The sequence below is a fragment of the Stenotrophomonas sp. STEN033 genome (assembly GCF_056856655.1).
In genome coordinates this window covers 72,031-97,962 of the sequence record NZ_JBXFWM010000008.1, presented here as the reverse complement: position 1 = coordinate 97,962, position 25,932 = coordinate 72,031, and the positions used below count along the sequence as shown (strand labels likewise).

Sequence of the window (25,932 nt, the reverse complement as noted above, 5' to 3'; positions counted from 1 at the left end):
TGCCCATGTCCAAAGGCACCTTGCTATATGCCCAGTCCGGCGGCGTCACCGCCGTCATCAATGCCACCGCCTCGGCCGTCATCAGCGAGGCAAGATCGAAGAAAATCAAGGTGTTGGCTGCACGCAACGGCATCCTCGGCGCCCTCCGCGAGGAGCTGATCGATACCTCGAAGGAGTCGGCCGCCAACATCGCCGCACTGGCCCACACCCCGGGCGGCGCGTTCGGCTCGTGCCGCTACAAGCTCAAGTCGCTCGAGGCCGACCGCGCCAAGTACGAGCGCCTGCTGGAGGTGTTCAAGGCGCATGACGTGCGCTGGTTCCTCTACAACGGTGGCAATGACTCGGCCGACACTGCGCTGAAGGTCTCACAGCTGGCCAAGGAGTTTGGCTACCCGCTGACCTGCGTAGGCGTTCCCAAGACCATCGACAACGATCTGGCGGTCACCGATACCTGCCCTGGCTTCGGCTCGGCGGCCAAGTACACCGCCATTTCGGTGCGCGAGGCGGCGCTGGATGTGGCGGCGATGGCCGAAACCTCGACTCGCGTCTTCATCTACGAAGCGATGGGCCGCCATGCCGGTTGGCTGGCCGCAGCTGCAGGACTGGCTGGCGAGAACCCCGATGACGCGCCGCAGATCATCCTGTTGCCGGAGCGTGCCTATGACGAGCCGGTGTTCCTGGCCAAGGTGAAGCAAGTCGTTGAGAAGGTCGGTTTCTGCGTCGTGGTGGCCAGCGAGGGCATCCATACCGCCGACGGCCAGTTCGTCGCCGATGCCGGCGGGGTCAAGGATTCCTTCGGCCACACCCAACTCGGCGGCGTGGCCTCCTACCTGGCCGGCAAGGTCAAGGCCGAGCTCGGCTACAAGGTGCACTGGACCTTGCCCGACTACCTGCAACGCTCGGCCCGCCACATTGCCTCCAGGACCGACTGGGAACAGGCGCAGGCGGTGGGCAAGGCAGCGGTGCAGTTCGCGCTGAAGGGACAGAACTCGGTGATGCCGGTGATCGTGCGCAGCTCCGACGTACCGTACCGCTGGAAGATCGAAGCCGCGCCGTTGTCCAAGGTAGCCAACCACGAGAAGAAGATGCCGGCCGGCTTCATCCGCAAGGATGGCTTCGGCATCACCGAAAAAGCACGCCGCTACCTGCAGCCGCTGATCCGTGGCGAAGCGCCGCTGCCGTATGGCCGCGATGGCCTGCCCAAGTACGTGACGTTGAAGAACATCGCCGTAGCCAGGAAGCTCCCGAGCTGGGAAGCCTGAGCAGGCAATGTAGTGCCGAGCCATGCTCGGCAGAGGCTCCACCGGCAACGCCTCAGCCGAGCATCGCTCGGCTATACAGGGGATGATTTCCTGGTAACGCCTCAGCCGAGCATGGCTCGGCTCTACAGGGGACGATTTCCCGGTAACGCCTCAGCCGAGCATGGCTCGGCTCTACAGGGGACGATTTTCTGGTAACGCCTCAGCCGAGCATGGCTCGGCTCTACAGGGGACGATTTTCTGGTAACGCCTCAGCCGAGCATGGCTCGGCTCTACAGGGGACGATTTCCCTGTAACGCCTCAGCCGAGCATGGCTCGGCTCTACAGGGCAGGTACTGCCATGACTTCAGACAGGTGTGGCGCGCGGAATGGCGGCGCATCCTTCGGCCAAGGTTCCCACCCGGCCGGTGCAGCATGTTCCGCAAGATAGTGATCGGGATGCTTGGCTTCCTCGTCGTCTGCATATTGGCCGGCGCGGGTTACCGCGTTGGTCAGCATCTGGCACAGCAGGACAAGGCAGCCGCCGCAAGGTAAACCATCCCGGCATCAACCCGTCACAACAAATGGCGCTCCTCTCCGCTGCCATCGGCATGCCCTGGCTGACACATTCCAAATCCATGTCAGTGCCGCTAGCATCGCCTGTTCAGGCAGGGGGCCTATCCACATGTCATCACTTCTGTTCCGCTGCGTCGCCATGGCGCTGGCACTGCATGCGGCATCCAGCAACGCAGCCAATCAGGGGCTGGACTCACACGCGCTTGCGAGCGCTGTCGAAACTGCACCTGCACCGGCAGCTGACACGCTTCCCATGATTCCTGCCGGCACGCCCGTCATTATTGAAATCGCCGAACCCCTGGCATCCTCCACCAATAAGCGCGGCGACGTATTCGCCATCACGCTGGTCGAGCCACTGCTGCTGGATGGCGTTGAACGCCTCCCGCGCGGCATCCGTGGAACCGGTCAAATCGTCCACGCCGCAGCGGCGCGTGGCGGCGGCGCCCCCGGTGAACTGCTGATTGCCGCACGCACATTGGAAACATCGCAGGGCCAACTGCTGCTGCGCGGTTTCAGTCTCGGTGCCGCCGGTGATGACAACACCGGCATGGCGCTTGGCGTATCAATCGCAGCGGGGCCTTTTGCGATGTTCATCCGAGGCCGGGAAATCGAGATTCCCGCAGGCACGCGCGGCATCGCCAGAACCAAGGCCGCGGCAACACCTGTAACCAGCGCAACTCCTGCCGCCGAGCCGGACACCACAAGCCATCCTGATCCAGCCGTCGACTCCGGCAACGGCAGCACCGCCGTTGCCGGCCCTGTTGTCCCACCCCCGCCGGAAACCCCGGCCCAATCCAAGGAATAGTTCGATGCGCCTACGTTCGTGCGCGATGGCACTGTCTGCAAGCTTGCTGATACCGCTTGGTGCTTTCGCACAGCAAGTGCAGGCACCCACCGATGCCACCATCGCCACCCAGGAAGCGTCCGTCAGTGCGCCGGAGGAAGCAGAAGCAGCCGATACCGCGACAGCTGGTGATACGGCGCAAACCGCGCCTGCAGCGGTCGCTGACAGTCCTGCCGCAGCTGAATCCCCCGCCCGCAGCGGTCTGATTGCAGCCGCACCCGCCGACAAGGCACAAATCGTGTTCTTCCGTCCCTCAAAATTCACTGGCGGCGCGATCGGCTTCAAGGTCCGCGAGGGTCAGCAGGAACTGGGCAAGCTGCGCAGCGGCAATTATTTCATCCACCTTGCCGAGCCCGGCACCCATGAGTACACCGTCCACTCCGAGGCCAAGGACGTGTTGACGATTGAGGTGGAAGAGGGTGAGACCTACTTCGTGCAGGGAACCATCACCATGGGCGTGTTCGCAGGCCGTCCCAACCTGTCGCCATCCGACCAGAGCACCTTCGACGGCATGGCAGACAAACTCACACTGCGCGAGTAAGCAGCATGGCATGGGCGCAGCGCTGCGCCCTGCAGTGACCTGCCGCCCTCAGCGACAGCTTGCTCCTTCCATTCTCAGGACGGCCGAATACGCTGGCAATGCGGCCAGGCGCCCCGCCGCCGCCTGCGTCTTGGCATCTTCCAGGTACACCCGGTTCTGACCCTGCCCGTCCAGCGCCACCTGTTGGCCGGCCGGTTTTCGCCACACCTCGATCAAGGCCTGCTGCGTGTTGCAGCTTGCCGAGGGGATGCGCACGACTTCGTTGAGTTTCCAACCGCTGGCTTCGCTGGGCGTCACCTTGGTTGAATCAAGGAAAGCAGCGCGCGCCTGACATTGCGCGCTGATCCGCACCAACTGCATGTCATAGGGAGCGGCGGCATCGCCAGTGAAACGCCCTTCGATGCGGGTGCAGGCTTCGGGAATCTGTCGCACGGTGTGCAGCGCAGCAACGGCCTGTGGGCTGGCTGCTGGCCGTTCGATCTCGGGCTTGGCGTTGGCCGCGAACAGCGGCAGTGGCAGCGCGGCAAGCAGGATCAAGTGGAATGCGACTTTCATCATGGTGTTCCCTATCGGCAAGCTGCCGACGTTGCCAGCGTCTGCCTGAACCGCCGGGCAAGAACGCTGCCTGCTGGCGGTGGAGACAGCTGGCAGTCATACTCAGGCCGCCTCAGAGTGTTTGAACACAGCGACACGTACCACAGCCGCACGCGGCCCGGGTCTGTTCCAGTGCTTCGATCTACCCGGCGTGTCCCCGCTTCATCCACAGCTGGATGGCATCCACCAACGCTGGAGGGGTCATGCTCGAACAGTACGGTCTTGTGCTTTCGCTTGTCTGCGCCGCTGTCGCCATCGTCTACGGCATCATCTCGGCCCAATGGGTCCTACGCCAACCTGCCGGCAATGCCCGCATGCAGGAAATCGCCGCCGCCATCCAGGAAGGTGCGCGCGCCTATCTCAACCGCCAATACCTGACCATCGCCATCGTCGGCGTGGTGTTGTTCGTGCTGGTCGGTGTCTTCCTCAGCTGGTACACGGCGATCGGTTTCGCCATTGGCGCGGTGCTGTCCGGTGCTGCCGGTTATATCGGCATGAACGTGTCGGTACGTGCCAACGTGCGCACCGCCGAGGCCGCTCGCAACGGCATGAGCGCGGCCATGGATGTGGCGTTCCGCGGCGGTGCGATCACCGGCATGCTGGTGGTCGGGCTGGGCCTGCTTGGCGTGGCGGGCTACTACCTGCTCCTGCAGCGCATGGGTCTGAGCCAGGCCGACAACCTGCATGCGCTGGTTGGGTTGGCATTTGGCAGCTCGCTGATATCGATCTTCGCGCGACTGGGCGGCGGCATCTTCACCAAGGGTGCGGACGTCGGCGCCGATCTGGTCGGCAAGGTCGAAGCCGGCATTCCCGAGGACGACCCGCGCAACCCGGCGGTGATCGCCGACAACGTCGGTGACAACGTTGGCGACTGCGCCGGCATGGCTGCCGATCTGTTCGAGACCTACGCGGTAACGGTGATCGCCACCATGCTGCTCGGCGGCATGATGATGGCCGAAGTCGGCCGCAACGCGGTGCTGTACCCGCTGGTGCTGGGCGGCGTGTCGATCATCGCCTCGATCATCGGTGCGTTCTTCGTCAAGGTGAAAGCCGGCGGCTCGATCATGGGCGCGCTGTACAAGGGCGTGATCGTCTCCGGCGTGCTGGCCGCCATCGCCTTCTGGCCGGTCACCACGCAACTGATGGCCGATTCCAGCCACGGTGCCACCAATCTTTACATCTGCGCCTTGATCGGCCTGGTGTTGACCGGCCTCATCGTGTGGATCACCGAGTACTACACCGGCACCCAGTACAAGCCGGTGCAGCACGTGGCGCAGGCATCGACGACCGGCCACGGAACCAACATCATCGCCGGCCTCGGCGTGTCGATGAAATCCACCGCACTGCCGGTTATCGCAGTGTGTGTGGCGATCTGGTCGGCCTTCCACTTCGGCGGCCTGTACGGCATCGCCATCGCAGCAACTGCGATGCTGTCGATGGCCGGCATGATCGTCGCGCTGGATGCCTACGGCCCGATCACCGACAACGCCGGCGGCATCGCCGAGATGGCAGAGCTGCCGTCGGACATCCGCGACATCACCGATCCGCTGGATGCAGTGGGCAATACCACCAAGGCGGTGACCAAGGGCTATGCGATCGGTTCGGCGGCATTGGCAGCACTGGTGCTGTTCGCCGACTACACCCACAACCTGCAGGTGGCGCATCCGGGCGAGGCCTTTGCCTTCGATCTGTCCGACCACACGGTGATCATCGGCCTGTTGATCGGCGGCTTGATCCCCTACCTGTTCGGCGCGATGGCGATGGAAGCGGTAGGCCGCGCGGCCGGCGCGGTGGTGGAAGAAGTACGCCGCCAGTTCCGCGAGATCCCCGGCATCATGCAGGGCACCGCCAAGCCGCAGTACCACAAGGCGGTGGACATGCTCACGCGCTCGGCGATCAAGGAAATGATCGTGCCGTCATTGCTGCCGGTCGCAGTACCGGTGGTGGTTGGCCTGCTGCTCGGGCCGAAGGCGCTGGGTGGCCTGTTGATCGGCACCATCGTCACCGGCCTGTTCGTGGCGATCTCGATGACCACCGGTGGCGGTGCCTGGGACAACGCCAAGAAATACATCGAGGACGGTCACTTCGGCGGCAAGGGCAGCGAAGCGCACAAGGCGGCGGTGACTGGCGATACCGTGGGCGATCCGTACAAGGACACGGCCGGGCCGGCGATCAACCCCCTCATAAAAATCATCAACATCGTGGCATTGTTGCTGGTGCCATTGCTCTGATCGAAGCCGACTGCGCATGGCACCTTCCCCTGCTCGCGAGGGAAGGAGACGGGATGGGGCGCCGCAGGCGCAGAGCACGATCATCAACATCGTGGCGCAGCTGTAGGCGCCGCTGCTGTAGTTGAAGCTGACCGCGGGAAGCGGCCCTCACCCCAACCCCTCTCCCGCGCGCGGGAGAGGGGCTTTGTATCCGGCGACGTGACGGTCGGAAGCTGCAGGTAATGTCTCCGCAACCAGCGGCACCTGCAGGAGCGGCGTATGCCGCGAAGCAGATGGCATAGTCGTCATGCTGCTGTTGGTGCTGTTGGTGCTGTTGGTGCTGTTGGTGCTGTTGGTCCCGCTGCTGTAGTTGAAGCTGGCAGCGAGAAGCTGCCCTCACCCCAACCCCTCTCCCGCCCGCGGGAGAGGGGCTTTGTATCCAGCGACGGGAAGGTCGGAAGCTGCAGGCGATGTCTCGGCAACCAGCGGCACCTGCAGGAGCGTAAGCCGCGAAGCAGATGGCGTAGTCGTCATGTTGGTGCAGTTGGCGCCGTTGTTGGTGCCGTTGCCGTTGTTGAAGCCAACAGCGAGAAGCTGCCCTCACCCCAACCCCTCTCCCGCACGCGGGAGAGAGGCTTTGTATCCGGCGACGGGAAGGTAGGAAGCTGCAGGTAATGTCTCCGCAGCCAACGGCACCTGCAGGAGCGGCGTGAGCCGCGAAGCAGATGGCGTATCAGCCACAAATCCTCGGTGGTACTGCCACCGCTCCAATCAACGCGGCCGCTTCACCGCATACACCCTGCCGTCGTTGCCGCCGCCGCAATAGAACAGCTCGCCGCCATCGCCTTCCAGGCCACTGACGCTGATCCCGTCCGGCATCTGCAGGCGTTCCAGCACCGCGCCGGTATCGGGCTGGACACGACGGATGTCGCTCTGCCCGGCCTCGCCAGTGGCATGCCAGAGTTCGCCATCCACCCACGACACGCCGGTGACGAAACGGTCGGATTCGATGGTGCGCAGGATGGCGCCATCGGCGGGATCAATCTGGTGGATTTTCCGCTGGCGGTATTGGCCTACCCACAGGCTGCCTTCCGCCCATGCCATGCCCGAATCCGTGCCACCGCCGGGTGCGGGAATCGTCGCCAGCACCTCACCACTTCGCGGGTCGATCTTGTCGATGCGCGCCTCGGCGATCTGCCAAAGATAGGTGCCGTCGAACGCCGTGCCTGCGTCACAGGGCAACGCCAGGCTGCGCACGGGTTCGCCACTACCCGGATCGAAGGCCACCAGGGCGACACCCGTGGCAGCCCAGACATTTTGTCCGTCGAAGCTGACGCCGTTGACGGTGTCCGAGCCGGCAAACGGGCCGTACTCGCGAATCACCTCGGCGGGTCGAACCTTGCCTGCCGCCATCGCAGGGTCGAGTGCTTGTGTGTTCATCGCTGCAATCTCCTGGCATGTCCGTGTTTGGCTGCCTGGCAATCAAACTAGTCAATCGGTAGCGCAGCAGGGAGTAACAAGATCGTCGTGAATCCGCCCAGCGGCATCGCCCGCCAGCGCTGCGCGCGGCCACGCCCTTGCGCATGCACGCGCCCTGCCGCCTCCAGTTCCAGCAGCGCCCGTTGCACATTGCGTTGGCTGCTGCCCAAGGCCAGTCCCAAGGCCGACGAGGACCAGGCCGCGCCATCGGCAAGCAGCGCGATCACTGCAGCCAGTTCCCCTTCGATCGGCGGCACCAGCACCCTCACCACGCTGGCGCTGCGGGGAGACAAGCGGAAACCCGCAGGCGTCGCTTCAATGTGCGCCTGCACCGTGATGAGTCTGCGCAGGCGGCCGATCTCCACCCGCAACCGTGCCCGCAGCGTGTCGTCGTAATGACGCATGCCGAACGCACGCATGATCAGCACCTCGCGATCCACCTCGGCTGGCCAGGCCTCGGCCAGCGCCCGAGCAAGCGCGAGCAGCACCGGCCGCCTCGCCAGTGACAACCAGCAGTCACCTATCCTGATGCCGCGCCGGCAAGCGTCCACGATCAGCGCGCCCGACTCCAGCAGCGCCTGTACCTGATCGATGCACAGCAGCTGATCGATACCGTTGCCAAGACAACGTGCCGCGGGCTGGTCCAGCTTGAGCAAGGCTCGGTCCACCTCCGCCCGCAATGCGGCAATGCCTGCACCTGCGGCAGCGCTACGCGCATGCGCGAGGGCCGTGCGTGCCTGGCCGATCCGCATTCGTCGCAGGGCCAGCGTTGCCGCCGTCAATCCGGCCATGGCAGCCAGCGCCGCCGGCAGTGGCTTGCCCTCCAATCGCGCCAATGCATCCGCGGCCTCCTGCAACCTGCCCAGCAACAGCCATCGCCGCGCAAGAATCAGCCAGGCCTGCAGCGCATTGGCGTGATCGCCGCACGCGTCCAGCACCCTTGCAATGGCAATCAGCGGCTCGGCGTTACCGCCGAGCTCACGCAATGCCAGCCCCACTTCGGCCTCGGCCAGCTCACAGCGCGCGCGCGCCACTACTTCGTGCGCGCCGAAGCCACGCCGCGAATTTCGCAGCAGTTCGCGCGCGCGCGGCAGATCACCCAGTTGGGCCATGGCGATCCCGCGCAGCGCCAGCGCTGGCGGATCCTCGCGCAATGCGACGTGCTTGAGTGCGGTCAGAACGTCGCCGGTGGCAAGGGCACGCGCGGACGCGGAGATCAGGGAGTCCATGGGTGCAGGCTAGCCGCGGTCGTGCGCGGATGCACTTGTTCGGCGCAGCACCGCGAGTGACGGCTGGACCATTGTGGGTGGCCGATGGGCAGTGGCCCCCCATTGCGCCCCCTGCGTGGCGCGGCGTAATCGCCACAAGTCCCGGCGCAGCCCCCGCGCGTGCGCTGGTGGAGCTCGGCATGCAGACACCCGGATCTTGCCTCCCTGGATGCCGTCACCGGTTTCGCCGCCCCTGCAGGGCAGCCGCGCCGGTACTCGCCGCAGCGGGGGCCCTTCACTGATCAGCGGTCCGTCCAGGCCTGGCATTGCTGGACGTGGACGCCGTAGCGGCAAGCCGCGGGCGCCGAACTGGCTGAGCGGGGGCGGCAGAGCGACGGGCCAGCAGGAAATGATAATGATTCCCATAACCTCCATTCAGGCAGGCGCCCTTCTGTCGGTTCGGCCCGCTCGCCGCGGTTTGGTGCGCCGCAATAGCCGTGGGCGTAGAATGGAGCTCTTTTTCAACCAACAACGATTCGGAGTCAGCGCAATGGGCCTGAAACTGGTCTCGCCGGGCAAGAACCCGCCGGAAGAAATCAACGTCATCGTCGAGATCCCGAAGGATTCGGAGCCGGTGAAGTACGAAATGGACAAGGAAAGCGGCGCGATGTTCGTCGACCGCATCCTGTCCACCCCGATGCGCTACCCCTGCAACTACGGCTTCGTGCCGCAGACCCTGTGCGGCGACGGCGACCCGGCCGACGTGCTGGTGGTGCTGCCGCTGCCGCTGGTCCCGGGTTCGGTGGTGCGCTGCCGTCCGGTTGGTGTGCTGAAGATGAGCGACGAAGCCGGTAGCGACGAGAAGATCCTGGCCGTGCCGGTTGCCAAGATCTTCAGCGGCTACGCCCATGTCGAAGATATCGCCCAGGTGTCCAGCCACTGGCTGGAGCGCATCGGTCACTTCTTCGAGCATTACAAGGACCTGGAGAAGGGCAAGTGGGTCAAGATCGAAGGCTGGGGCGATGCCGCTGAAGCCAAGCGCATCCTGAGCGAAGCCCACAAGACCTACCTCGCCACCCAGGAACAGGACGTCTGATTGCGCCCGCGCACGGTCGTAACACCCGGCCCTGCGTAGCGACAACCATCACGTTTTTCTCGTAGAGGGCATGACCCTTTGCCAGCGATTAGCTACATTGACAGGCCGGTTTCCGGCCTGTTTTTTGTTCGGATTTTGCGTTTTGTCCAAGGGGAAGTGTCTTGCGAATCCTGTTAGTCGGCGGCGAAGCCAGCCTGTCGGCCGAGCTGCTTGAGTACATCGGCGATCTCGGCGACGAGTGGGAAGTAGAGTCGGTCCCGGACGGCAGTGCCGCCATCGTCGCAGTGTCTTCCGCCACGATCGATGCGGTCATTGTTGCCCCGGTTCTGCCCGACCTGGCCCCGGCCACCCTGCTCGGCCAGATCCGGACCCTGCGTCCGGAAACCATCCGCATCGCCCTGATCGACGGCGACAACAGCCAGCGCGTGCCATCGGCGCGCATCATCGGTGTCGCCCACCGCTTCCTGCCCCTGCCGCTGCCACCCGAGATCCTGCTCGAGGCGCTGACCAGCCTGGAAGAACTGCGTGAGCTGCTGGACAGCCCGCGCCTGCGCCAGGCCATCGGTCGCATCGAGAAACTGCCCTCGCCGCCGCACCTGTACCTGAGCCTGATGCACGCGCTGGAAGAGGACGAGGAGAGCAACGCGGCGGAGATCGCCAAGCTGGTTGCAGCCGACCCGGCCATTGCCGCCAAGGTGCTGCAGCTGTCCAACTCCGCGTTCTTCAACAATGGCCGCGCGATCTCCGATCTGCGCGGCGCGGTGACCCGCCTGGGCATGGCAACGCTGCGTGACCTGGTGCTGGCCAGCGAAGTTTTCGCCCTGCCCGGCATGTCCGGGCCGGATCGCAACACCATGCAATCGCGTGCCCTGCTGGCCTCGCGCCTGGCCGCGAAAATGCTGCCGTCCGCCAGCGCCGAGCTCGGCTCGACCGCGGCATTGCTGGCCGACATCGGCCTGCTGCTGCCGGGTGTGCGCGACGAGCGCCAGCCCGCCGAGGCCGACGAAAGCCGTCCCGGCCATGCGGAAGCCGGTGCCTATCTGATGGGCTTGTGGGGCCTGCCGATGCCGATCATCGAGGCGGTCGCCTTCCAGCTGCAGCCAGGCCGTTCCAATGTGCGCAGCTTCTGGGTGGCCGGTGCCGTCCACGTCGCCACCGCCCTGGCCGCTGGCACCGCGGTGGATGAGCAGTACCTGGCCAATGTCGGCGTGTTGCCCAAACTCGAACAGTGGCGTGCGATCGCCGACGAGATGATGGGCCTGAGCGTGGACGCCTGAGCCAGCGTCGCATCGGCACGCATGACCAGCAGTGAATGACAACGGCCGCCCAGCGGCCGTTGTTGTTTTTGCAGGGCGCACCCGGTTGGCGTGCCGTGCGATGTGCAGCCCGCCCCGCTCCCCCGGGCTGCGCGCGCCTACCCGGGCCAGGCAACACACAAAAAAGAAGGGTGGGCCTTTCGGCCCACCCTTCGTCACGCATCACAGTGCTTCAATGGATCAGAAGCGCTGGGTGTACTTCATGTACAGGAAACGGCCGATGTCGAAGCCGCCGTAGTAGGCGAAGTCGCTGTTTGGAGCCGAGTACTGCAATGCACCGCGGTGGTTGAACACGTTGTTCGCGCCCACTGCGATGGTGGCATCCCACGGCGCCTTGTAGCTGACCTGCAGGTCGTGGAAGGTGTTCGAACCGGTGGTACGCAGCGGAGCCTTCTCACCGTTCTCATAACGGTTCGGCAGGTCACACCAGCCCTCGGCCTTGGAAACGCAGGTTTCCTTCATGCCCGAGTAGTAACGCGCGGTGTAGTTCACACCGAAGTCGCCGTACTCCCAGTTCACGCCCAGGTTCGAGCGCACGCGGAAGATACCCGGCGAACCAACGTTGCCGACGATGATGTTCTGGCCCTTGCTGTTCTGGCCGACTTCGTCGTACTTGGCGGTGTAGGTGGTCTGCGAATCGATCGAGATCTGACCGAACGACATTTCCGGCAGACGGTACTTCACACCCAGGTCGTAACCTTCGGTTTCCATCTGACCCAGGTTGGCCAGGCCGTAGAACATGTCGCTGATGTGGCCATCAGCAGCACGCACGACGTTGGCGCAACGGCTGTTGTCACCCAGCACGTAGCAGTCACGCAGGATGCGGTTGACGCTGTCGGAGATGATCATGTCCTTGATCTGGTAGTTGTACCAGTCAAGCGAGATGTCCAGACCCTGCACCCAACGCGGGCTCCACACAACACCGATGGTCTTGCTGGTCGAGGTTTCCGGCTTCAGCGCCGGGTTGGAACCGGAGATGAACTGGTCCGGCGTCTGGCACGGGTAGGTGGTGCACGGGATCAGACCCTGGCCCAGCTGGGTGTAGCCCAGCGGCACGCCAGCAGCATTACATGCTGCATTGCCGTTGACGCTGCCCGGTGCGCCGATGCCGCACGGATCGGTGTACTTCTCGAAGCTGCCACCGATGCCGCCGTACATGTTGTCGACCGACGGAGCGCGGAAGCCTTCAGCGTAGGTACCACGGACCAGCAGTTCATCCAGCGGACGCCAGGTCACGCCGAACTTGCCGTTCACGGTGTCACCGAAGTTGCTGTAGTCCGAGTAACGGCCAGCAACGTTGATGGTCAGTTCCTTGGCGAACGCCATGTCGGCCAGCACCGGGATGTTCAGTTCGAGGTAGACCTCGTCCAGATCATACTTGCCGTTGGTGGTGCTCTGCGGCAGGCCGGTGTACTCGCCCGACTGCATGAACGCGTCCGGCACGAAGCGGCCTTCTTCTTCACGGTGCTCGACACCGATGGCGAAGCCCAGGTCACCGGCCGGCAGGGTCACGATCGAACCCGCCAGGTCAGCGGTGAACGAGGTGGTCTTGGTGACGCCGGTGGTGGTGAAGGTCGGGAACAGGAACTCCTGCAGGTCCTTGTTGTCCAGCGAACCCGGGCCAGCAACGCCGGCCGGCAGCAGCGGGTTCCAGGCAAGGCAGCCAGCGATCGGCTTGGCAGCAGTGCCGCAACGGGCAACGCCGTCAGCGTCGATGAACGACTGGCCCAGGGCCTGACGTGCAGCAATCAGGCTCATGTCGCCGTGGTTGCTCTTGGTCGATTCGTTGCGGTTGAACAGCGCACCGACGTTCCAGTCGAAGGACTTGCCGGCGAAATCGAAGAAGCCGCTGATGGTCGGCGCGAAGCGCAGGGTCTTCAGCTTGCTTTCGGTGGTACGCGGCATTTCCCACAGGCGGCGACGGAACTCGACGTCCTGGCCGATCGGGTTGAATGCGCTGTTGCCAGCCAGCGGGGTCTCGAAGGACTGCGACTGGTACGGGTAACCGGCGATCTGCTGGTCGGTGGAGCGCTCGTTGTACAGGATGTCGGCATTGAACGACACGTTGTCCGTGAAGTCATAGGTGCCATTGACGTACACCGACTTGCGCTCGATGCCGGTCTGCAGGGACATCTGCTGGTTGGCGTTGGCGTACTCGCCCGGGGTCAGCGGGTGGTAGTCGTTTTCGTTGGTCGGGTTGCCACCCGGGTTCAGGGTCTGCCAGATGACGGTCGGGCCGTCCTTCTTCTGCAGGCAGTCGCCGAATACGCGCGGATCACACCACACGCCGTTCGGGCCGATCGGGCTCAGGTCGGCAGCAGTGGTGTTCGGGCCCTTGCCACCGTTGCGCGAGAACCAACGGTCCTTCGCCATCACCGGATCCTGCTTGGAGTACTCGGCCGACAGGGTCAGGCTGCCGCGCTCGCCAGCCGAACCCAGGGTGAAGGAGTACTGGTTCAGGTCACCGTCGCCTTCGCCGTACTGGCCGATATAGACGTTGGCTTCAGCGCCGTCGAAGTTCTTGCGGGTGATCACGTTGACCACGCCGGCGATGGCGTCCGAACCGTAGATGGCCGAAGCGCCGTCCTTCAGGACTTCAATGCGTTCGATGGCCGACATCGGGATCTGGCTCAGATCCTGGTAGCCGCCCGAGGTAGCGCCCAGGCGCTTGCCGTTCATCAGCACCAGGGTGCGGTTGGCGCCCAGGTTGCGGATATCGATGTAGTAACCACCGACGTTCTCGCCCGAAGCCAGCGACTCCGAACGGGAGATTGCCGGGGAACCGGCCGAGGTCATGTTCTGCAGCACGTCGGCGACCGAGGTGAAGCCCTGCTTTTCCAGGTTCTCACGGCTCAGGGTCAGGATCGGCTGCTGGGTTTCCATGTTCGCGCCACGAATGCGCGAGCCGGTGACTTCCAGGCGGTCCAGCGTGGTGGCGCCGGCAGCAGCTTCCTGCGCCGAAGCAAAAGACGGGGTCAAGGCAATAGCAATGCCGGCCGGGAGCAAGCCCAACCGCACTGCAGAATTACGAAGCTTCATCAATCTCTCCAAAGAGCTAAACAAACGACAAAGTTAGCGGTGTGTTAAACACCCCTGAACGTTACGTTCGTACTGCCGCCTTGGTTTTGCGCAAGCCATCCTTAAACTTTGCCGAATCTGGCTTCAACGCCTCCGGCGTCTCGCGGTACTGCGTGGCCGATGCGCCAAAACGTGCACGAAATGCACGCGCAAAGCTGCAACAGTTATCAAAACCGCTGGCAGAGGCCACTTCACCGATCATCATGTCGGTATCACGCAACAGCATCGCCGCGCGCTCCAGTCGCAGCCGCGCCGACAGGGACTGCGGGCTTTCTTCATACAGGCTCTGGAAGGTCTTGGACAGGTACCAGCTGGAGAAGTTCGTCAGCTCGGCCAACTCACCAATGCGTACGACGCGGTGGCTGTTGCCTTCCAGATACATGCGCGCACGCTGCATGCGACCGAACACCTGCCGCTTGCGGATGCGCGAACGCCCAGGGCAACGCTGCACCGTACCGGCGAGATCACGTTGCAGCGAAGCAAGATGCAGCAGCAGCGGACGCAGCTGGTGGATGGTTGAACCCGGTGCCTGCGCCTCGCGCCATAGCCGCAGCGCCAAGCGCGCCTCACCCAGGCTCATGCGGCCGCGCCCGGTATACACGCTGCAATCGGCCAGCGTGCCCAGCATGCGCAGCGCGTCGGTATCCAGGCTCACGCCAATGCAGATGCCGTCCCGGCCCGCCTGGATCAGCGGCCGCGATTCTTTCTCGAAGGCAATCCATTCGCGCTGACGCAGGCGGAACTTTCCTTCCTTGGATTCCACCCAGGCAGTACCGCGCAGCTGCAGCCAAACCGTGAATACCGTGCCCGAGGTCTGCAGGCTGCCGAGTCGGGCCACGCCGACACAGGCTGGCCGCGGGCCATCCTCCGCAGGCTTTTCAAACGAAACCGACTGACCACGATCCACCCACGAAACCTGCCGCATGTCGCACACCATCGTTTGCTCTTATTGAGCGAACGTTTTGCCAACTTTGGCGATGTGGGTCAGGAAAGTCTGGCGAGATTGCTGCGAATTCTTCCCGATATGGCATACGAAAAACTTACGAAACCAAATTTCCCTATGGTGACAACCACTTGGCCAAGCCCATCACCCGCCGCGGCGCACGCTGCGGAACCCGCATCATGCCGATATCGGCGTTGTCGGCGGTGGCCAAGGCGATGAAAACAGCACTGCCGTCCGGCGCCAGGCTCAGACCATTGCCGGCGCTGAAGCGCTTGGCATCCAGGCACTGGCTGGCACCGTCGCCGGCAATGGCGGTCAACCGGCTGCTGCAGTTGCGGCTGATCTCCTGGTACTCCACTGCACCATTGGCGGCCACGGCCCAGGTCCGGTAGCGCCAGCGGCTGGGCAATTCGGCGTGCACGTTTTTCACGCTGTCCTGCGCCAGATTGGATGCGGCCTGCCAGAGCCCACCACTGGCCAGCCGCGTGAACAGCACCCGCTGCGCGGCGCGGTCATAGCGCACCTGTGATACCCCTTCCAGCGATGCCAGGCGCTTCCACGGTTGTTGCCGGCGATCAAACAGGGTCAGCGCCATCCGCTCATCATCCCCGCGCTCCACCACCAACAGCGTATCGGGCGTGGGGCCATACACCGCCTGCAGCGGTTCCCGCACAGGCACCGCCAGCTTCACCCAATGACCTTCTTCCGGTGCCACCTCGTAGATGCCCGGCACACCGTCGGCATCACGGCCGGTCACCAACAGGCGCCGCCCATCCTCGGACCAGTCCATGGGCTGGCGTGCTTCAGGGCGCACGCCCTCGATAATCTGCAGCGATGCCGGCTCATCCAGACGCGCCCACCACAGCGCGAACGCACCGGAACGGTCCGAGGTGAACGCCAGCTGCGCGCCATCGGGCGACACCATCGGCTGGCCATCGCGCGCGGACGATGCAAACAGACGCTGCGGCGGCTCGTTTTCGTCGCCGAGTGGAATGCGGAACAGGCCGAACTGCGGCTGGCTGCGCACGAAGGCCAGATTGCCACCACCCCGCGACACCGCCGGGCTCTGCGCGTTGTCGATGCCCATGTCACGCAGTGCGCGCGTGGCCACATCCAGGCGATACAGGCGCGCTTCGCTGTCGATGCGACGACCAAACACCATCTCGTCCGAGCCCAACCAACTCCAGCCACGAATCTCGGCTGCGTCGTCGGTCAAACGCTGCGCATTGCTGCCGTCGGCATCCATCACCCACATATCCCCCACCTGGGGATTGCGCACGAAACCGATCTTTTTCCCGTCTGGCGAATAGCGCGGCGCATAGTCGAAGTCGTCGCTGCCCATCTCATAGCGCAGCGATGACCAGCGTCCCGATGCCAGATCCAGGCTGCGGATGCCGCGGCTGGCATAGCGCCCGGTCATCGACCCAAACAGCAGGCTCGCCCCGTCGGGCGCCCAGTCGAAGCTGAGCATGTCCGTGCCATCACAACGCGTGGCGCGACGCAGCCCGGTGCCGGTGGCCGATACCACCAGCACCTCGCAGTCGCCCTGTGGCAGGAATCGCGCAAAGGCCACATTGCGGCCATTCGGTGACCATACCGGGAAGCGATCCAGGGCGCCGGCAGGCGGCGTCAGCAGCGGCGTCGCGGTTGCATTGCTCACGCTCTGTATCCACAAGCTGGAACTGTTGTCCTGTTCGCGGGCGAACACCACCAGCGCGCCGTCGGGCGACAGCGAAGGATTCACCTCCACGCCTTCGGTCGCCGTGATCAGGCGGTAGGGACGCGCAGGACTGCCCACTACCCGATTGCCTTCGACCACCGTTGCGTCCGTCTGCGACGGCGCATCACGGCCCCACAGCAACCAGGCCATCATCAGCGTGCTCAACAACAAGGCGACACCGATCGCCAGCAAGCCGTAACGGCGCACCTTGCGCCGCGTATGGCGCGCGCCATCGTGCACAGGCGCCAGCGGCGCATCCACACCCGCTGCGTCAGCCTCCTCGGGCGCATCGGCAACCGCGGCGTCCGGGCTCGATTCCCAGGCAACCGGGGCCAGCAGGCGGTAGCCGGTTTTGGCGATCGTTTCGATATAACTTGCGCCTTCGCCTGCTTCGGTTGCAGCGAAGGCCTTGCGCAGCTGGGTAACCGCCTGGGTCAGCACGTCGTTGGTCGGCATGGTGTCCGGCCAGACCTCGGCAAACAGCTCGTCGCGGGTCACCACCTGCCCAGGTCGACGCGCAAGCACCAGCAACACCCCCACCGATTTGGGCGTGAGCCGTTGGGTTCTGGATGTTGCTGGCTGGTGCACCTCGCGGGAGGAAAGCACCACCAGACACTCACCGACACGCAGTCGGTCAGAGCTTGGTTTTTCGATGAAATTCGTTGCCATCGCGGTCGTTCAAAATCGCTGGCGGACACGCATCCTGTGTCCAGCTGTCAGGGCCCATGCCCTTCCAAGCCGCCAAGTTCCGCAAAAGGCATCAACGCACAGAGCAAATGTTTTTTCTGGAACCAATATTACTCTAACCGGGTTCCCCACGCGCCCACGCGTGGATGACATCAGGCTCTCTCTCGCCGACGTAATTACATAATCCGCTACATGATTCGCGCCGTACGGCGCGATTTTTTTATCTAGTGTTCAGTTTTCTCGGCTTTGTAAATGGTCAGGCCGACCAGCCGCGAAACCACCAAAGCAACGTACATAACGCCTGCAAACTGCTCCAGCATCACCAATGCACGGGCCTGCGGATGCACCGGCACGACATCACTCAAGCCTACCCCTGACAGCAAGCTGAAGCTGAGATAAAGCAACTCTACCCAGCTTCGGAAATCGCCCTCGCTGGTGGCCACAAAACTGCCCGGATACACGTGCTGGCAGACTGAATAGGCGAACGCGAACGCCCACGCCAGCAGCGTAAACGTGGCGCCTGCCGCGAACAGCTCATCACGCGTCACCTTGTGATCCTGCAGCATGTAGGCGATCAAGCTGCAGGAGGTATAGAAATACAGCAGGCATTCGAATGCCTGCGCCACCGCGATCAGCGAATAACGCCCGAGCAAGGCCCCGGCGATCGAGAACACCACCGCCGGGATCGCCAGCGTCAACGCCAGCCACAGCAACAACGGGCTGCGCCTTACCACCCACACCGCCAAGCCCAGCACCAGCATGCCGAATACGCCGAACAACGCGCGCCCGGCGGGCATGTGCTCCATCGCCGGGTACAGCAGTACGCCGAGCAGTTGCACCGCCAGCAGCCACGCCGACGGGTGCCGGCGCGCCATCACGATCCATCTCAAGCGCGATTGCATATGCTCTTTCAGTGCCTCAGTGCCGGTGGCGAACGCTGCTGTTGCTGCATTGCGCCTGGGCGGGAATATCAGGGAGCAGGATTGGCCGACATTCCAGCGCGATACGGATAGGTGGCAAAGATCGCCGCCACCGCTGCGTCAATCCGCTCGCCCCGCTGCTCCGGCTTGACCCGCCCGACCGTGCCCACCGCGACACCTTCCCAGACCAGGCGCTTCTGCCGTGCATCGACGACATCCACGTTCAATGTGCCCTCGGTGTACTGGCGCACGTCGGTGCGGTCACGCCAGTACGGCACGGCGACATAACCACGGGCGCGATAGCTGTAGTAATAGTCGTAATCCACTTCCGGCATCGTGGTGACCTGGGTCTTGTCCTGCAGGTAGGCGTTGAGGTTCACCCACAGGTCCGGATTGGCTTCATCGAACCGATAACCGCGCGCCTCCATCTGCGTGCGCACCGCGGCGCGGATGCGGTTGCTGGTTATGGTGGTATAGCCGTGCTGCTCGAGCGCCAGCGGCGTGAAGAACGCGAAACTGCGGTAGCGCGAGAAATCCGCACTGGGATCGGCCTGGCTGGCGACGCGCGGTGTACTGGCGCAGGCGCCCAGCAGGAGCAGCGTGGACAGGACGAAAAACAGCGAAACAAAGCGAAGTTTCATGGCCTACCCCTGGTGTGGACGGCTGCACGCTAGCACGTCCGTCCTGCGTGTGGCGTCAAGCATGGGCCAGGGCACCCGCGCAGGTGCCCTGGCCCGCTGGCGGGGCTATTCGGCGCGGTAGACCTGGCCGCCTTCGGCCAGGAACTGCGCGGACTTCTCGGCCATGCCCGCCGCCAGCGCCTGCGCCTCATCAACCCCCTGCTCGGCCGCGTACTCGCGCACGTCCTGGGTGATCTTCATCGAACAGAAATGCGGGCCGCACATCGAGCAGAAGTGGGCCAGTTTGTGCGCGTCCTTGGGCAGGGTTTCGTCATGGAATTCCTTGGCCTTCTCCGGATCCAGGCCCAGGTGGAACTGGTCCTCCCAGCGGAACTCGAAGCGCGCCTTGCTCAGTGCGTTGTCGCGAACCTGTGCGCCGGGATGGCCCTTGGCAAGGTCAGCGGCATGGGCGGCGATCTTGTAGGCCATGATGCCGTCACGCACGTCCTGCCGGTTGGGCAGCCCAAGATGTTCCTTGGGCGTCACGTAGCAGAGCATCGCGGTGCCGTACCAGCCGATCATCGCTGCACCGATCGCACTGGTGATGTGGTCGTAACCCGGCGCGATGTCGGTGGTCAGCGGCCCGAGGGTATAGAACGGCGCTTCGCCGCATTCGTGCAGCTGCTTGTCCATGTTCTGCTTGATCAGATGCATCGGCACGTGGCCGGGGCCTTCGATGATGGTCTGCACATCGTGCTTCCAGGCGATACGGGTCAGTTCACCCAGCGCTTCCAGTTCACCGAACTGGGCGGCGTCATTGGCATCGGCGATACAACCCGGGCGCAGACCGTCGCCAAGGCTGAAGGACACGTCGTAGGCCTTCATGATGTCGCAGATGTCTTCGAAGTGCGTGTAGAGGAAGTTTTCCTTGTGGTGCGCCAGGCACCACTTGGCCATGATTGAACCACCGCGCGAGACGATGCCGGTCACGCGTTTGGCGGTAAGCGGCACGTGTCGCAGCAGCACCCCGGCGTGGATGGTGAAGTAGTCAACGCCCTGCTCGGCCTGTTCGATCAAGGTGTCGCGGAAGATCTCCCAGTTGAGCTCCTCGGCACGACCATCCACTTTCTCCAACGCCTGGTAGATCGGCACGGTACCGATAGGCACCGGCGAATTACGCACGATCCACTCGCGCGTCTCATGGATGTGCTTGCCGGTGGACAGGTCCATCACCGTGTCGCCGCCCCAGCGGATCGCCCACACCAGCTTCTCCACTTCCTCGGCGATACCCGAGGACACCGCGCTGTTGCCGATGTTGGCGTTGATCTTGGTGAGGAAATTGCGGCCGATGATCATCGGCTCACACTCGGGGTGGTTGATGTTGTTCGGCAACACCGCGCGGCCCCGCGCGATTTCATCACGCACGAATTCCGGGGTGATGATTTGCTGAATGTTGGCACCGAAACTCTGCCCCGGATGCTGCGCGAGCAGACCGGCATCACGCACCGCGTCCAGCCGCTGGTTCTCGCGGATGGCGACGTACTCCATCTCCGGGGTGACGATCCCGCGGCGCGCGTAATGCATCTGGGTGACGTTGGCGGTACCAATCGCGCGGCGCGGCAGCGTGCGGCCGGGGAAACGTACGGCATCGAGTTTGGCATCGTGTTGGCGACCGCGGCCAAACTCGGAACTGAGCCCGGCCAACTGCTCGGTATCACCGCGCTCCTCGATCCAGGCGTTGCGCACCGCTGCCAGCCCCGCTGCCAGATCGATGGTGGCCTGCGGATCCGTATACGGGCCCGAGGTGTCGTACACGGTAATCGGATGGTTCTCCTCGCCGCCAAACAGGGTTGGCGTGCGGGTCTGCGCGATCTCGCGCATCGGCACCTGCAGGTCCGGGCGCGAACCGGCGACGAAGATCTTGCGCGAGCCGGGTATCGGCCGGGTCACCGACTCGGAAAGTTGCTGGGCCTGTTGCTGCAGGCTGGGCTGTGCATTCATGGGCATTCGTCCTGTCTATCCACACGCGGGGTGCGAAGGCCACGCGAGGGATTCGCATGACGGAACGAAGCGAAGGCGCACGCTGCCAAGTCCAGGCCCATCACGGGCTCATCGACTGGCAGCACACAAAGCTTCCCTACGCCGGTATGAACCGGATCAGGTTCGAAGGGTATGTCTCAACCGCAGCCCCAAGGCTGCGGTACCCCCGCTTCGGGCGCTATTAGACCTGCAAAGCCCCGCAAATCCAACCCATCTGCTGTCAGCGCACAGGATCCTCGGGTATCCCACCCGCGCCGGGCACGGCGATGCTGAAGGGTGCCTGTGCCGGATTGCGCAAACGCATGACACCTTGTTCGTTGACGTTGATCATCAGGTCGCCTTCCGCCGAGAACGCCAGACCACCGGGCTTGTGCAGGCCGCCCGGTAGCGCACCCGCCCTGTTGCCGACCTGATCCAGCGCACCTGCTATCACGCCAGCCTTGCCATCCAGCCCGATCCGCAGCACCGTGTTGTTGCCCACGTCGCTCAGATAGACATTGCCCTGCGCGTCCACCTCGATGCGCTCGGGGCGACACCATACCCAGCTGCAACTCGCAGCCGATAGCGCCTCCCGCTCCGCGCTGCTTTTGGCTTGTGCGTAAGCGAGCTCATACGCTTTCTCCAGCGGCCGCTCCGCAACGTGGAACAGCATGCGGTGCAAACCACTTTCCGGGTCGATCCGCCAGACTGCATTCTCGTCCAATGCATACACATACCCATCAGGACCGACCGCGATGTCCTTGTAGATCACGGTTACGGCCGCGCGGTTGACCCGTTGCAGCTCGCCTGACGGAGCGATCACGTCCATCGGCCGGTGTTCATCGGAGGCCAATGTGGTGACCTGGCCCGAGCGCAGATCCAGGCGCCGCAGACGCACGTCACCGCTGCCAACGTAGGGGGTGTCATCCAGCACGTACAGCACGTTGCGCGCTTCATCCAGTGCGATGTACTTCGGCTCGTAGAAGCTGGCCCTGGCAAAGTCGCCATCGCCGCGAAACGATTCCGAATAGTTGCCGGTCAGTGTCTGGACCACCCCGTCAGGCCGTACTGCACGGATCCGCGCACTGCCACTATCGGCAACGTATACCGTTCCGTCGCGCGCCCTTGCCAGATCCGTGGGATAGGTGAAACGCGCTTCAAGCCGCGGGCCATCGCTGCGGCCCTTCTTGTCGTTCCCCGCCCACAGCGCTGCGTTCCCATCGCGATCGACCTGGAACAAGGCGTTATCCAGTCTGGCGACATAGAGCGTGCCGCCATCGGGCAGCATGACAATGCTGTCGTCAAGCGAGGCCGGCAGTTTGGCCGACCTGCGTTTGTCGATGTCGTCACCTTGCCACCATGCCGAAGGCGGCGCATGCCCGGCAACCAGTGCCAGCCGGCCGTCCGCTCCCAGCGTAAACAGCGCGCTGCCACCGTCAATCGCCAGCACGATGCGCCCCTTGCCATCGACGGCCACCGCGTCGATCCGGCTGTCACCATAGCCGCGATCATCCGCTGCCGCTGGCAACGCCAACAGCGTCGTGAACTCCGCTGAGCGCGGCTCGAAGCGCAGCAACCGGTGGCGATCAATCAGCAAGGGCCGCCCTTGCGGATCAATCGTCAAACCACTGAAATCCACCGGTGCCGCGTCCCTGGGCCGCGAAGGCATCGGCGGCAGGCTGCCGCGTCCGGAAAACGGTACCTGCCCGATCAGCGCGGCTACCGGGCCACTGGCCGGCGGCTGGACGAGGTAGTCGGCCGGCGGCGTCCACTCGGGTACGTCCAGGCTGCCCATCACCTCGGCACGGTCGTCATGCAGGCGGAACAGCAGCTTGCCGTTGATGCCCCACAATTTTCCGTCGGCTGCCGCGGCGATCTTGCGCAGCATGATCATCTGCCCGGGTTCCCACAGACGTGCCTTGCCTTGCGTATCGATCACCAGGGTGCGCTCGCGATAGCTGCCGCTGTCGGCGACCCAGATCCGCCCCTTGGCGTCGACTGCAATGCCCGAGGGATCAGGTAGCAGTGGCGCTTCCGGCGCAACGGGAGCAGCAGTCTGGCGGCTTTCGGCAGGAAGTGACGGCGGCGATGGCGGCGCCGGGGCGACCACAATGTCCACGGATCCGCCAGCACCCAAGGCAGGGGCCTCCGCCATCGGCTCGCCCTTGCGAAGCTGCAGCGCGGTGATCCGGCCCTTGGCATCCACCGCGCGCAATCCCTTGACGCGCTGCTCGACCACCAACAGGCGACCGTCGGCCAGGCGGGCCAGTTCAGACGGGCGCGTCAGCTGCTGTGCGTCGCCGCCGGCCGCCATCGGATTTGCCGTGCCGGGCTTCCCGATGATCGTGGTGACAATCCCATCCTGGCCGATCCTGCGCAACGCATTGCCGTCGGCATCGGCTACCAGCAGTGCGCCATCCTTGTCGCGGTAAGGCGTCAGCGTTCCCATGAAGCGAGCGTCCAGCGCAGGACCGTCAGAATTTCCATAGGAGCCTGCCTGACCCATTTCCCATTGCAGGACCGAGTGTTCACTGGCCCCCACTGCTGCGGCCAGCATCAGCGGCACGACCAGCACCCATCGCGTCGACCTGGCCGACATCGCGCTCTTCAACGCATCCATTGCATCGTCTCCGTGTTCGGCTGGCAGAACAGTTCACTCAACTGCGAACGTAGCGGTTCAAGGTCCATCGGTGCATGCACATCCAGCAGCGATACGGATGCCGTATCTCCCGCATTGAGCACCGCAAGCAACCGCGAGTCGGGCGAGAACGCGACCTTCATCGGCCAGGCATCGGTTTGGAAGACGTGCGTCAGCAGGCCGCTGTCGCGCGCCACCACCATGGCCAACGCATTCTTGGGAAAGGTCAGCGCCAGTAGACGGCCATCGTCACTCAAGGCCATGTTCCAGGTAGTGACCTCATTGCAGAAGCGATAAGCGCGCAGCGGCGACAGCGTAGCGGCCGCGTAGTCGACGACGCCGTCTTCGTATAGCGCGACGAGATTGCCATTGTTCCGATCGACCGCCAGATCGTAAGGCGACGCCCCGCTTTCGATCAGCGCACTGCGCGAACGCTTCGCGGTATCAAACACCTCGATGCCGTCGCCGAAGATGCTGTTTACGTAGAGGTGACGCCCATCGACAGCCATCGTCAGCGCAAGCTGCCGTCCGAACGACAGGTTGCGCGCATCGCCGCCATCCAAGGGAAGCGCATCAGCAACCACCTCGCCGGTAGCGGCATCCACCACCGACAGGGAATTGGCAACGCCGTTGAACACCCACGCCTGCGCACCATCGGGAGTCAATAGCAGCGGCTGCGGAAAGCGCTGCAAGGGGGTGCTCCAAAGCGCCTGCCCGCTGCGCAGATCGAAAGCAGTCAGTGCATTGATGTTCCAGGAACTGACATAAGCGCGCTGACGCTGTGCATCGACGGCAATACCCGCCGCACCGCTGCCACGGCAGAAGTTGTGTGAGCAGCCGTCACCTTCCGGAGCTTTCCACCCGCCATCACCGAACCTGCGCAGAACGCTTCTGCGTGCAACATCGACTACGACAACCGTGTTGTCTTCGTTCTCGGTGACATAAAGTTGCTGCCCATCGGCGGAGAACACCATATCGGCCGGGCCCGCTCCAACCGCAACCCGTGCGCCCGTCGCGAACTCGGGTGATGCTTCACCCGCGCCAGCCGCGAGGCTGGCAATCAGACATGCCGAAAACACCATGATCCGTGGCATTGAAACAACGTGGGACATCGCGCGACTCCGAAAGGGAATGGTGCAAGTCCGGCCGATACGCATCGTTGCTGCTTATCGTCTACCGTCCATGGCTGCGCCATTCTAGCCCCAACCTGCCGCTTGGCGGGGTCAACCGTCCAGACCCGCGGCCACGCAACGGGAACATCCGCCGTGGGCATCACGATCCCGAGCGCGACCATGCGCTGCGAACCACCCTGTACGGGCCGAACTCAATAGCCTGCCGCCTGGCCATCCTTGCGGCTCTCCGATGCACCGTGGTAAACGCCGCTTTCCGGGTCGCGCATGATCGCCTGGTAACCACCATAAGGGCCATCGGCGAACGTCACCCGGTGCCCCTTGCGCATCAGGCCACGCACGGTTTCCCAGCTGAAGCCGGTCTCCAGGTTGACCTCGCCACCATCGCGCATCACGGTGGCCTGCCCGGTTGGCTCGGCAGAGCCTTCATGCTGGATGCGCGGCGCGTCGCCGGCCTCCTGCAGGTTCATGCCGCAGTCGACCAGGTTCATCACGTTCTGCGCATGCTGCATCGCACCGCCCATCACGCCAAAACTGGCGAACGGCTTGCCGTCCTTGGTGATGAAGGCCGGGATGATGGTCTGGAACGGGCGCTTTCCCGGCGCATAGCCATTGGGATGGTTCTTCTGCAGGACAAACATCTCGCCGCGATCCTGCAGGATGAAACCCAGCCCCGTCGGCGCCATGCCGCTACCCATGCCGCGACAGTTGGACTGGATCAGCGACACCATCATGCCGTCGGCCCCGGCCACAGTCAGGTAGATCGTGTCACCTTCCTCCAGCTGTTTCGGCGTATCCGGCTGCACTTCCTTCATGGCCTTGTCCAGCGAATTCAGCGCACGACACTGCGCGGCCTGCTCTTTGGAGAACAAGCGCGGTACCGGTGCCGGCGAAAATGCCGGGGCCGCGTAGAAACGGGCACCATCGGCGAATGCCAATTTCTTGGCTTCGACGAACAGATGAGTATGTTCTGCCGAGCCAAACGGAATCGTCGAAGAATCGTAGCCCTCCAGCACATTGCCCTGGCCCTATGCGGGCACATCGACTGGCGGCACACGAAGCTTATCTACGCCTG

Annotated in this window: 17 protein-coding genes, 1 pseudogene and 1 riboswitch; of the genes and pseudogenes, 6 read left to right on the top strand and 12 right to left on the bottom strand. The window is 64.0% G+C overall.

What is annotated here, in order from left to right; translation table 11 throughout:
* The first annotated feature begins 5 nt into the window (after positions 1 to 5).
* The 3 genes from AC1VXC_RS04930 to AC1VXC_RS04920 all read left to right on the top strand — a co-directional run bounded on the left by AC1VXC_RS04930 (position 6) and on the right by AC1VXC_RS04920 (position 3,199).
* Positions 6 to 1,262 carry a 6-phosphofructokinase gene (locus AC1VXC_RS04930; RefSeq protein ID WP_313493901.1) on the top strand — a complete coding sequence of 419 codons (1,257 nt, stop codon included), beginning with the start codon at positions 6 to 8 and terminating at the stop codon, positions 1,260 to 1,262.
* A gap of 691 nt (positions 1,263 to 1,953) precedes the next feature.
* The gene (locus AC1VXC_RS04925; protein ID WP_481538900.1) at positions 1,954 to 2,619 is read left to right on the top strand and encodes a hypothetical protein; all 666 of its coding nucleotides are present in this window, start codon (positions 1,954 to 1,956) and stop codon (positions 2,617 to 2,619) included.
* Between the two features lie 4 nt (positions 2,620 to 2,623).
* Entirely contained in the window at positions 2,624 to 3,199 is a 576-nt protein-coding gene (locus tag AC1VXC_RS04920) for a DUF2846 domain-containing protein (RefSeq protein ID WP_481538901.1), read from the top strand.
* A 48-nt stretch (positions 3,200 to 3,247) separates the two neighbouring features.
* Here the strand turns inward: AC1VXC_RS04920 and AC1VXC_RS04915 are convergent, their stop codons facing one another.
* Complete coding sequence (locus AC1VXC_RS04915) at positions 3,248 to 3,754, bottom strand: hypothetical protein (RefSeq protein ID WP_313173516.1); 507 nt, start codon at positions 3,752 to 3,754, stop codon at positions 3,248 to 3,250.
* A gap of 242 nt (positions 3,755 to 3,996) precedes the next feature.
* On the opposite strand from AC1VXC_RS04915, the gene AC1VXC_RS04910 reads away from it, so the two are divergent.
* Entirely contained in the window at positions 3,997 to 6,024 is a 2,028-nt protein-coding gene (locus AC1VXC_RS04910) for a sodium-translocating pyrophosphatase (protein ID WP_313493895.1), read from the top strand.
* A gap of 750 nt (positions 6,025 to 6,774) precedes the next feature.
* Here AC1VXC_RS04910 and AC1VXC_RS04905 read toward each other — a convergent pair.
* Together AC1VXC_RS04905 and AC1VXC_RS04900 are read right to left on the bottom strand one after the other, a co-directional pair.
* Positions 6,775 to 7,443 carry a glutaminyl-peptide cyclotransferase gene (locus AC1VXC_RS04905; RefSeq protein ID WP_481538902.1) on the bottom strand — a complete coding sequence of 223 codons (669 nt, stop codon included), beginning with the start codon at positions 7,441 to 7,443 and terminating at the stop codon, positions 6,775 to 6,777.
* A 47-nt stretch (positions 7,444 to 7,490) separates the two neighbouring features.
* Positions 7,491 to 8,711, bottom strand: a complete 1,221-nt coding sequence (locus AC1VXC_RS04900; protein WP_481538903.1) for a helix-turn-helix domain-containing protein — start codon at positions 8,709 to 8,711, stop codon at positions 7,491 to 7,493.
* Between the two features lie 529 nt (positions 8,712 to 9,240).
* Between AC1VXC_RS04900 and ppa the strand changes: the two genes are divergently transcribed.
* Both ppa and AC1VXC_RS04890 read left to right on the top strand, forming a co-directional pair.
* Complete coding sequence (ppa, locus tag AC1VXC_RS04895; RefSeq protein WP_313173520.1) at positions 9,241 to 9,786, top strand: inorganic diphosphatase; 546 nt, start codon at positions 9,241 to 9,243, stop codon at positions 9,784 to 9,786.
* 161 nt (positions 9,787 to 9,947) lie between these two features.
* Positions 9,948 to 11,063 (top strand): HDOD domain-containing protein, encoded by a 1,116-nt coding sequence (locus AC1VXC_RS04890; RefSeq protein WP_313493889.1) that lies wholly within the window; start codon positions 9,948 to 9,950, stop codon positions 11,061 to 11,063.
* A 219-nt stretch (positions 11,064 to 11,282) separates the two neighbouring features.
* Here the strand turns inward: AC1VXC_RS04890 and AC1VXC_RS04885 are convergent, their stop codons facing one another.
* The 9 genes and pseudogenes from AC1VXC_RS04885 to AC1VXC_RS04845 all read right to left on the bottom strand — a co-directional run.
* Positions 11,283 to 14,141, bottom strand: a complete 2,859-nt coding sequence (locus AC1VXC_RS04885; protein ID WP_313173522.1) for a TonB-dependent receptor — start codon at positions 14,139 to 14,141, stop codon at positions 11,283 to 11,285.
* A 61-nt stretch (positions 14,142 to 14,202) separates the two neighbouring features.
* Positions 14,203 to 15,105 (bottom strand): helix-turn-helix transcriptional regulator, encoded by a 903-nt coding sequence (locus AC1VXC_RS04880; protein WP_313173523.1) that lies wholly within the window; start codon positions 15,103 to 15,105, stop codon positions 14,203 to 14,205.
* A 133-nt stretch (positions 15,106 to 15,238) separates the two neighbouring features.
* Positions 15,239 to 17,512 carry a winged helix-turn-helix domain-containing protein gene (locus AC1VXC_RS04875; protein ID WP_481538904.1) on the bottom strand — a complete coding sequence of 758 codons (2,274 nt, stop codon included), beginning with the start codon at positions 17,510 to 17,512 and terminating at the stop codon, positions 15,239 to 15,241.
* Between the two features lie 242 nt (positions 17,513 to 17,754).
* Positions 17,755 to 18,432, bottom strand: a complete 678-nt coding sequence (locus tag AC1VXC_RS04870) for an ion channel (protein ID WP_481538905.1) — start codon at positions 18,430 to 18,432, stop codon at positions 17,755 to 17,757.
* Positions 18,433 to 18,500: 68 nt separating this feature from the next.
* The gene (locus tag AC1VXC_RS04865) at positions 18,501 to 19,091 is read right to left on the bottom strand and encodes a DUF4136 domain-containing protein (protein ID WP_313173526.1); all 591 of its coding nucleotides are present in this window, start codon (positions 19,089 to 19,091) and stop codon (positions 18,501 to 18,503) included.
* 105 nt (positions 19,092 to 19,196) lie between these two features.
* Positions 19,197 to 21,071, bottom strand: a complete 1,875-nt coding sequence (gene thiC, locus AC1VXC_RS04860; protein ID WP_313493885.1) for a phosphomethylpyrimidine synthase ThiC — start codon at positions 21,069 to 21,071, stop codon at positions 19,197 to 19,199.
* Positions 21,072 to 21,186: 115 nt separating this feature from the next.
* Positions 21,187 to 21,288: riboswitch (TPP riboswitch) on the bottom strand.
* A gap of 42 nt (positions 21,289 to 21,330) precedes the next feature.
* Complete coding sequence (locus tag AC1VXC_RS04855) at positions 21,331 to 23,709, bottom strand: NHL repeat-containing protein (RefSeq protein ID WP_481538906.1); 2,379 nt, start codon at positions 23,707 to 23,709, stop codon at positions 21,331 to 21,333.
* The gene (locus tag AC1VXC_RS04850) at positions 23,697 to 24,884 is read right to left on the bottom strand and encodes a YncE family protein (RefSeq protein WP_481538907.1); all 1,188 of its coding nucleotides are present in this window, start codon (positions 24,882 to 24,884) and stop codon (positions 23,697 to 23,699) included. Before AC1VXC_RS04850 ends, AC1VXC_RS04855 begins: the two co-directional genes overlap by 13 nt.
* 167 nt (positions 24,885 to 25,051) lie before the next feature.
* A pseudogene (locus AC1VXC_RS04845) lies at positions 25,052 to 25,876 on the bottom strand (gamma-glutamyltransferase); the annotation flags it as partial.
* Positions 25,877 to 25,932: the final 56 nt, after the last annotated feature.

Bases quoted from the DNA above. Each gene is read 5' to 3' on its own strand.
- AC1VXC_RS04915 (WP_313173516.1), bottom strand. From the start codon at position 3,754: ATGAAAGTCGCATTCCACTTGATCCTGCTTGCCGCGCTGCCACTGCCG.
- AC1VXC_RS04900 (WP_481538903.1), bottom strand. From the start codon at position 8,711: ATGGACTCCCTGATCTCCGCGTCCGCGCGTGCCCTTGCCACCGGCGAC.
- AC1VXC_RS04905 (WP_481538902.1), bottom strand. From the start codon at position 7,443: ATGAACACACAAGCACTCGACCCTGCGATGGCGGCAGGCAAGGTTCGA.
- ppa (WP_313173520.1), top strand. From the start codon at position 9,241: ATGGGCCTGAAACTGGTCTCGCCGGGCAAGAACCCGCCGGAAGAAATC.
- AC1VXC_RS04925 (WP_481538900.1), top strand. From the start codon at position 1,954: ATGGCGCTGGCACTGCATGCGGCATCCAGCAACGCAGCCAATCAGGGG.
- AC1VXC_RS04865 (WP_313173526.1), bottom strand. From the start codon at position 19,091: ATGAAACTTCGCTTTGTTTCGCTGTTTTTCGTCCTGTCCACGCTGCTC.
- AC1VXC_RS04885 (WP_313173522.1), bottom strand. From the start codon at position 14,141: ATGAAGCTTCGTAATTCTGCAGTGCGGTTGGGCTTGCTCCCGGCCGGC.
- AC1VXC_RS04870 (WP_481538905.1), bottom strand. From the start codon at position 18,432: ATGCAATCGCGCTTGAGATGGATCGTGATGGCGCGCCGGCACCCGTCG.
- AC1VXC_RS04850 (WP_481538907.1), bottom strand. From the start codon at position 24,884: ATGCGTATCGGCCGGACTTGCACCATTCCCTTTCGGAGTCGCGCGATG.
- AC1VXC_RS04875 (WP_481538904.1), bottom strand. From the start codon at position 17,512: ATGGCAACGAATTTCATCGAAAAACCAAGCTCTGACCGACTGCGTGTC.
- AC1VXC_RS04930 (WP_313493901.1), top strand. From the start codon at position 6: ATGTCCAAAGGCACCTTGCTATATGCCCAGTCCGGCGGCGTCACCGCC.
- AC1VXC_RS04920 (WP_481538901.1), top strand. From the start codon at position 2,624: ATGCGCCTACGTTCGTGCGCGATGGCACTGTCTGCAAGCTTGCTGATA.
- thiC (WP_313493885.1), bottom strand. From the start codon at position 21,071: ATGAATGCACAGCCCAGCCTGCAGCAACAGGCCCAGCAACTTTCCGAG.
- AC1VXC_RS04880 (WP_313173523.1), bottom strand. From the start codon at position 15,105: ATGCGGCAGGTTTCGTGGGTGGATCGTGGTCAGTCGGTTTCGTTTGAA.
- AC1VXC_RS04855 (WP_481538906.1), bottom strand. From the start codon at position 23,709: ATGGATGCGTTGAAGAGCGCGATGTCGGCCAGGTCGACGCGATGGGTG.
- AC1VXC_RS04910 (WP_313493895.1), top strand. From the start codon at position 3,997: ATGCTCGAACAGTACGGTCTTGTGCTTTCGCTTGTCTGCGCCGCTGTC.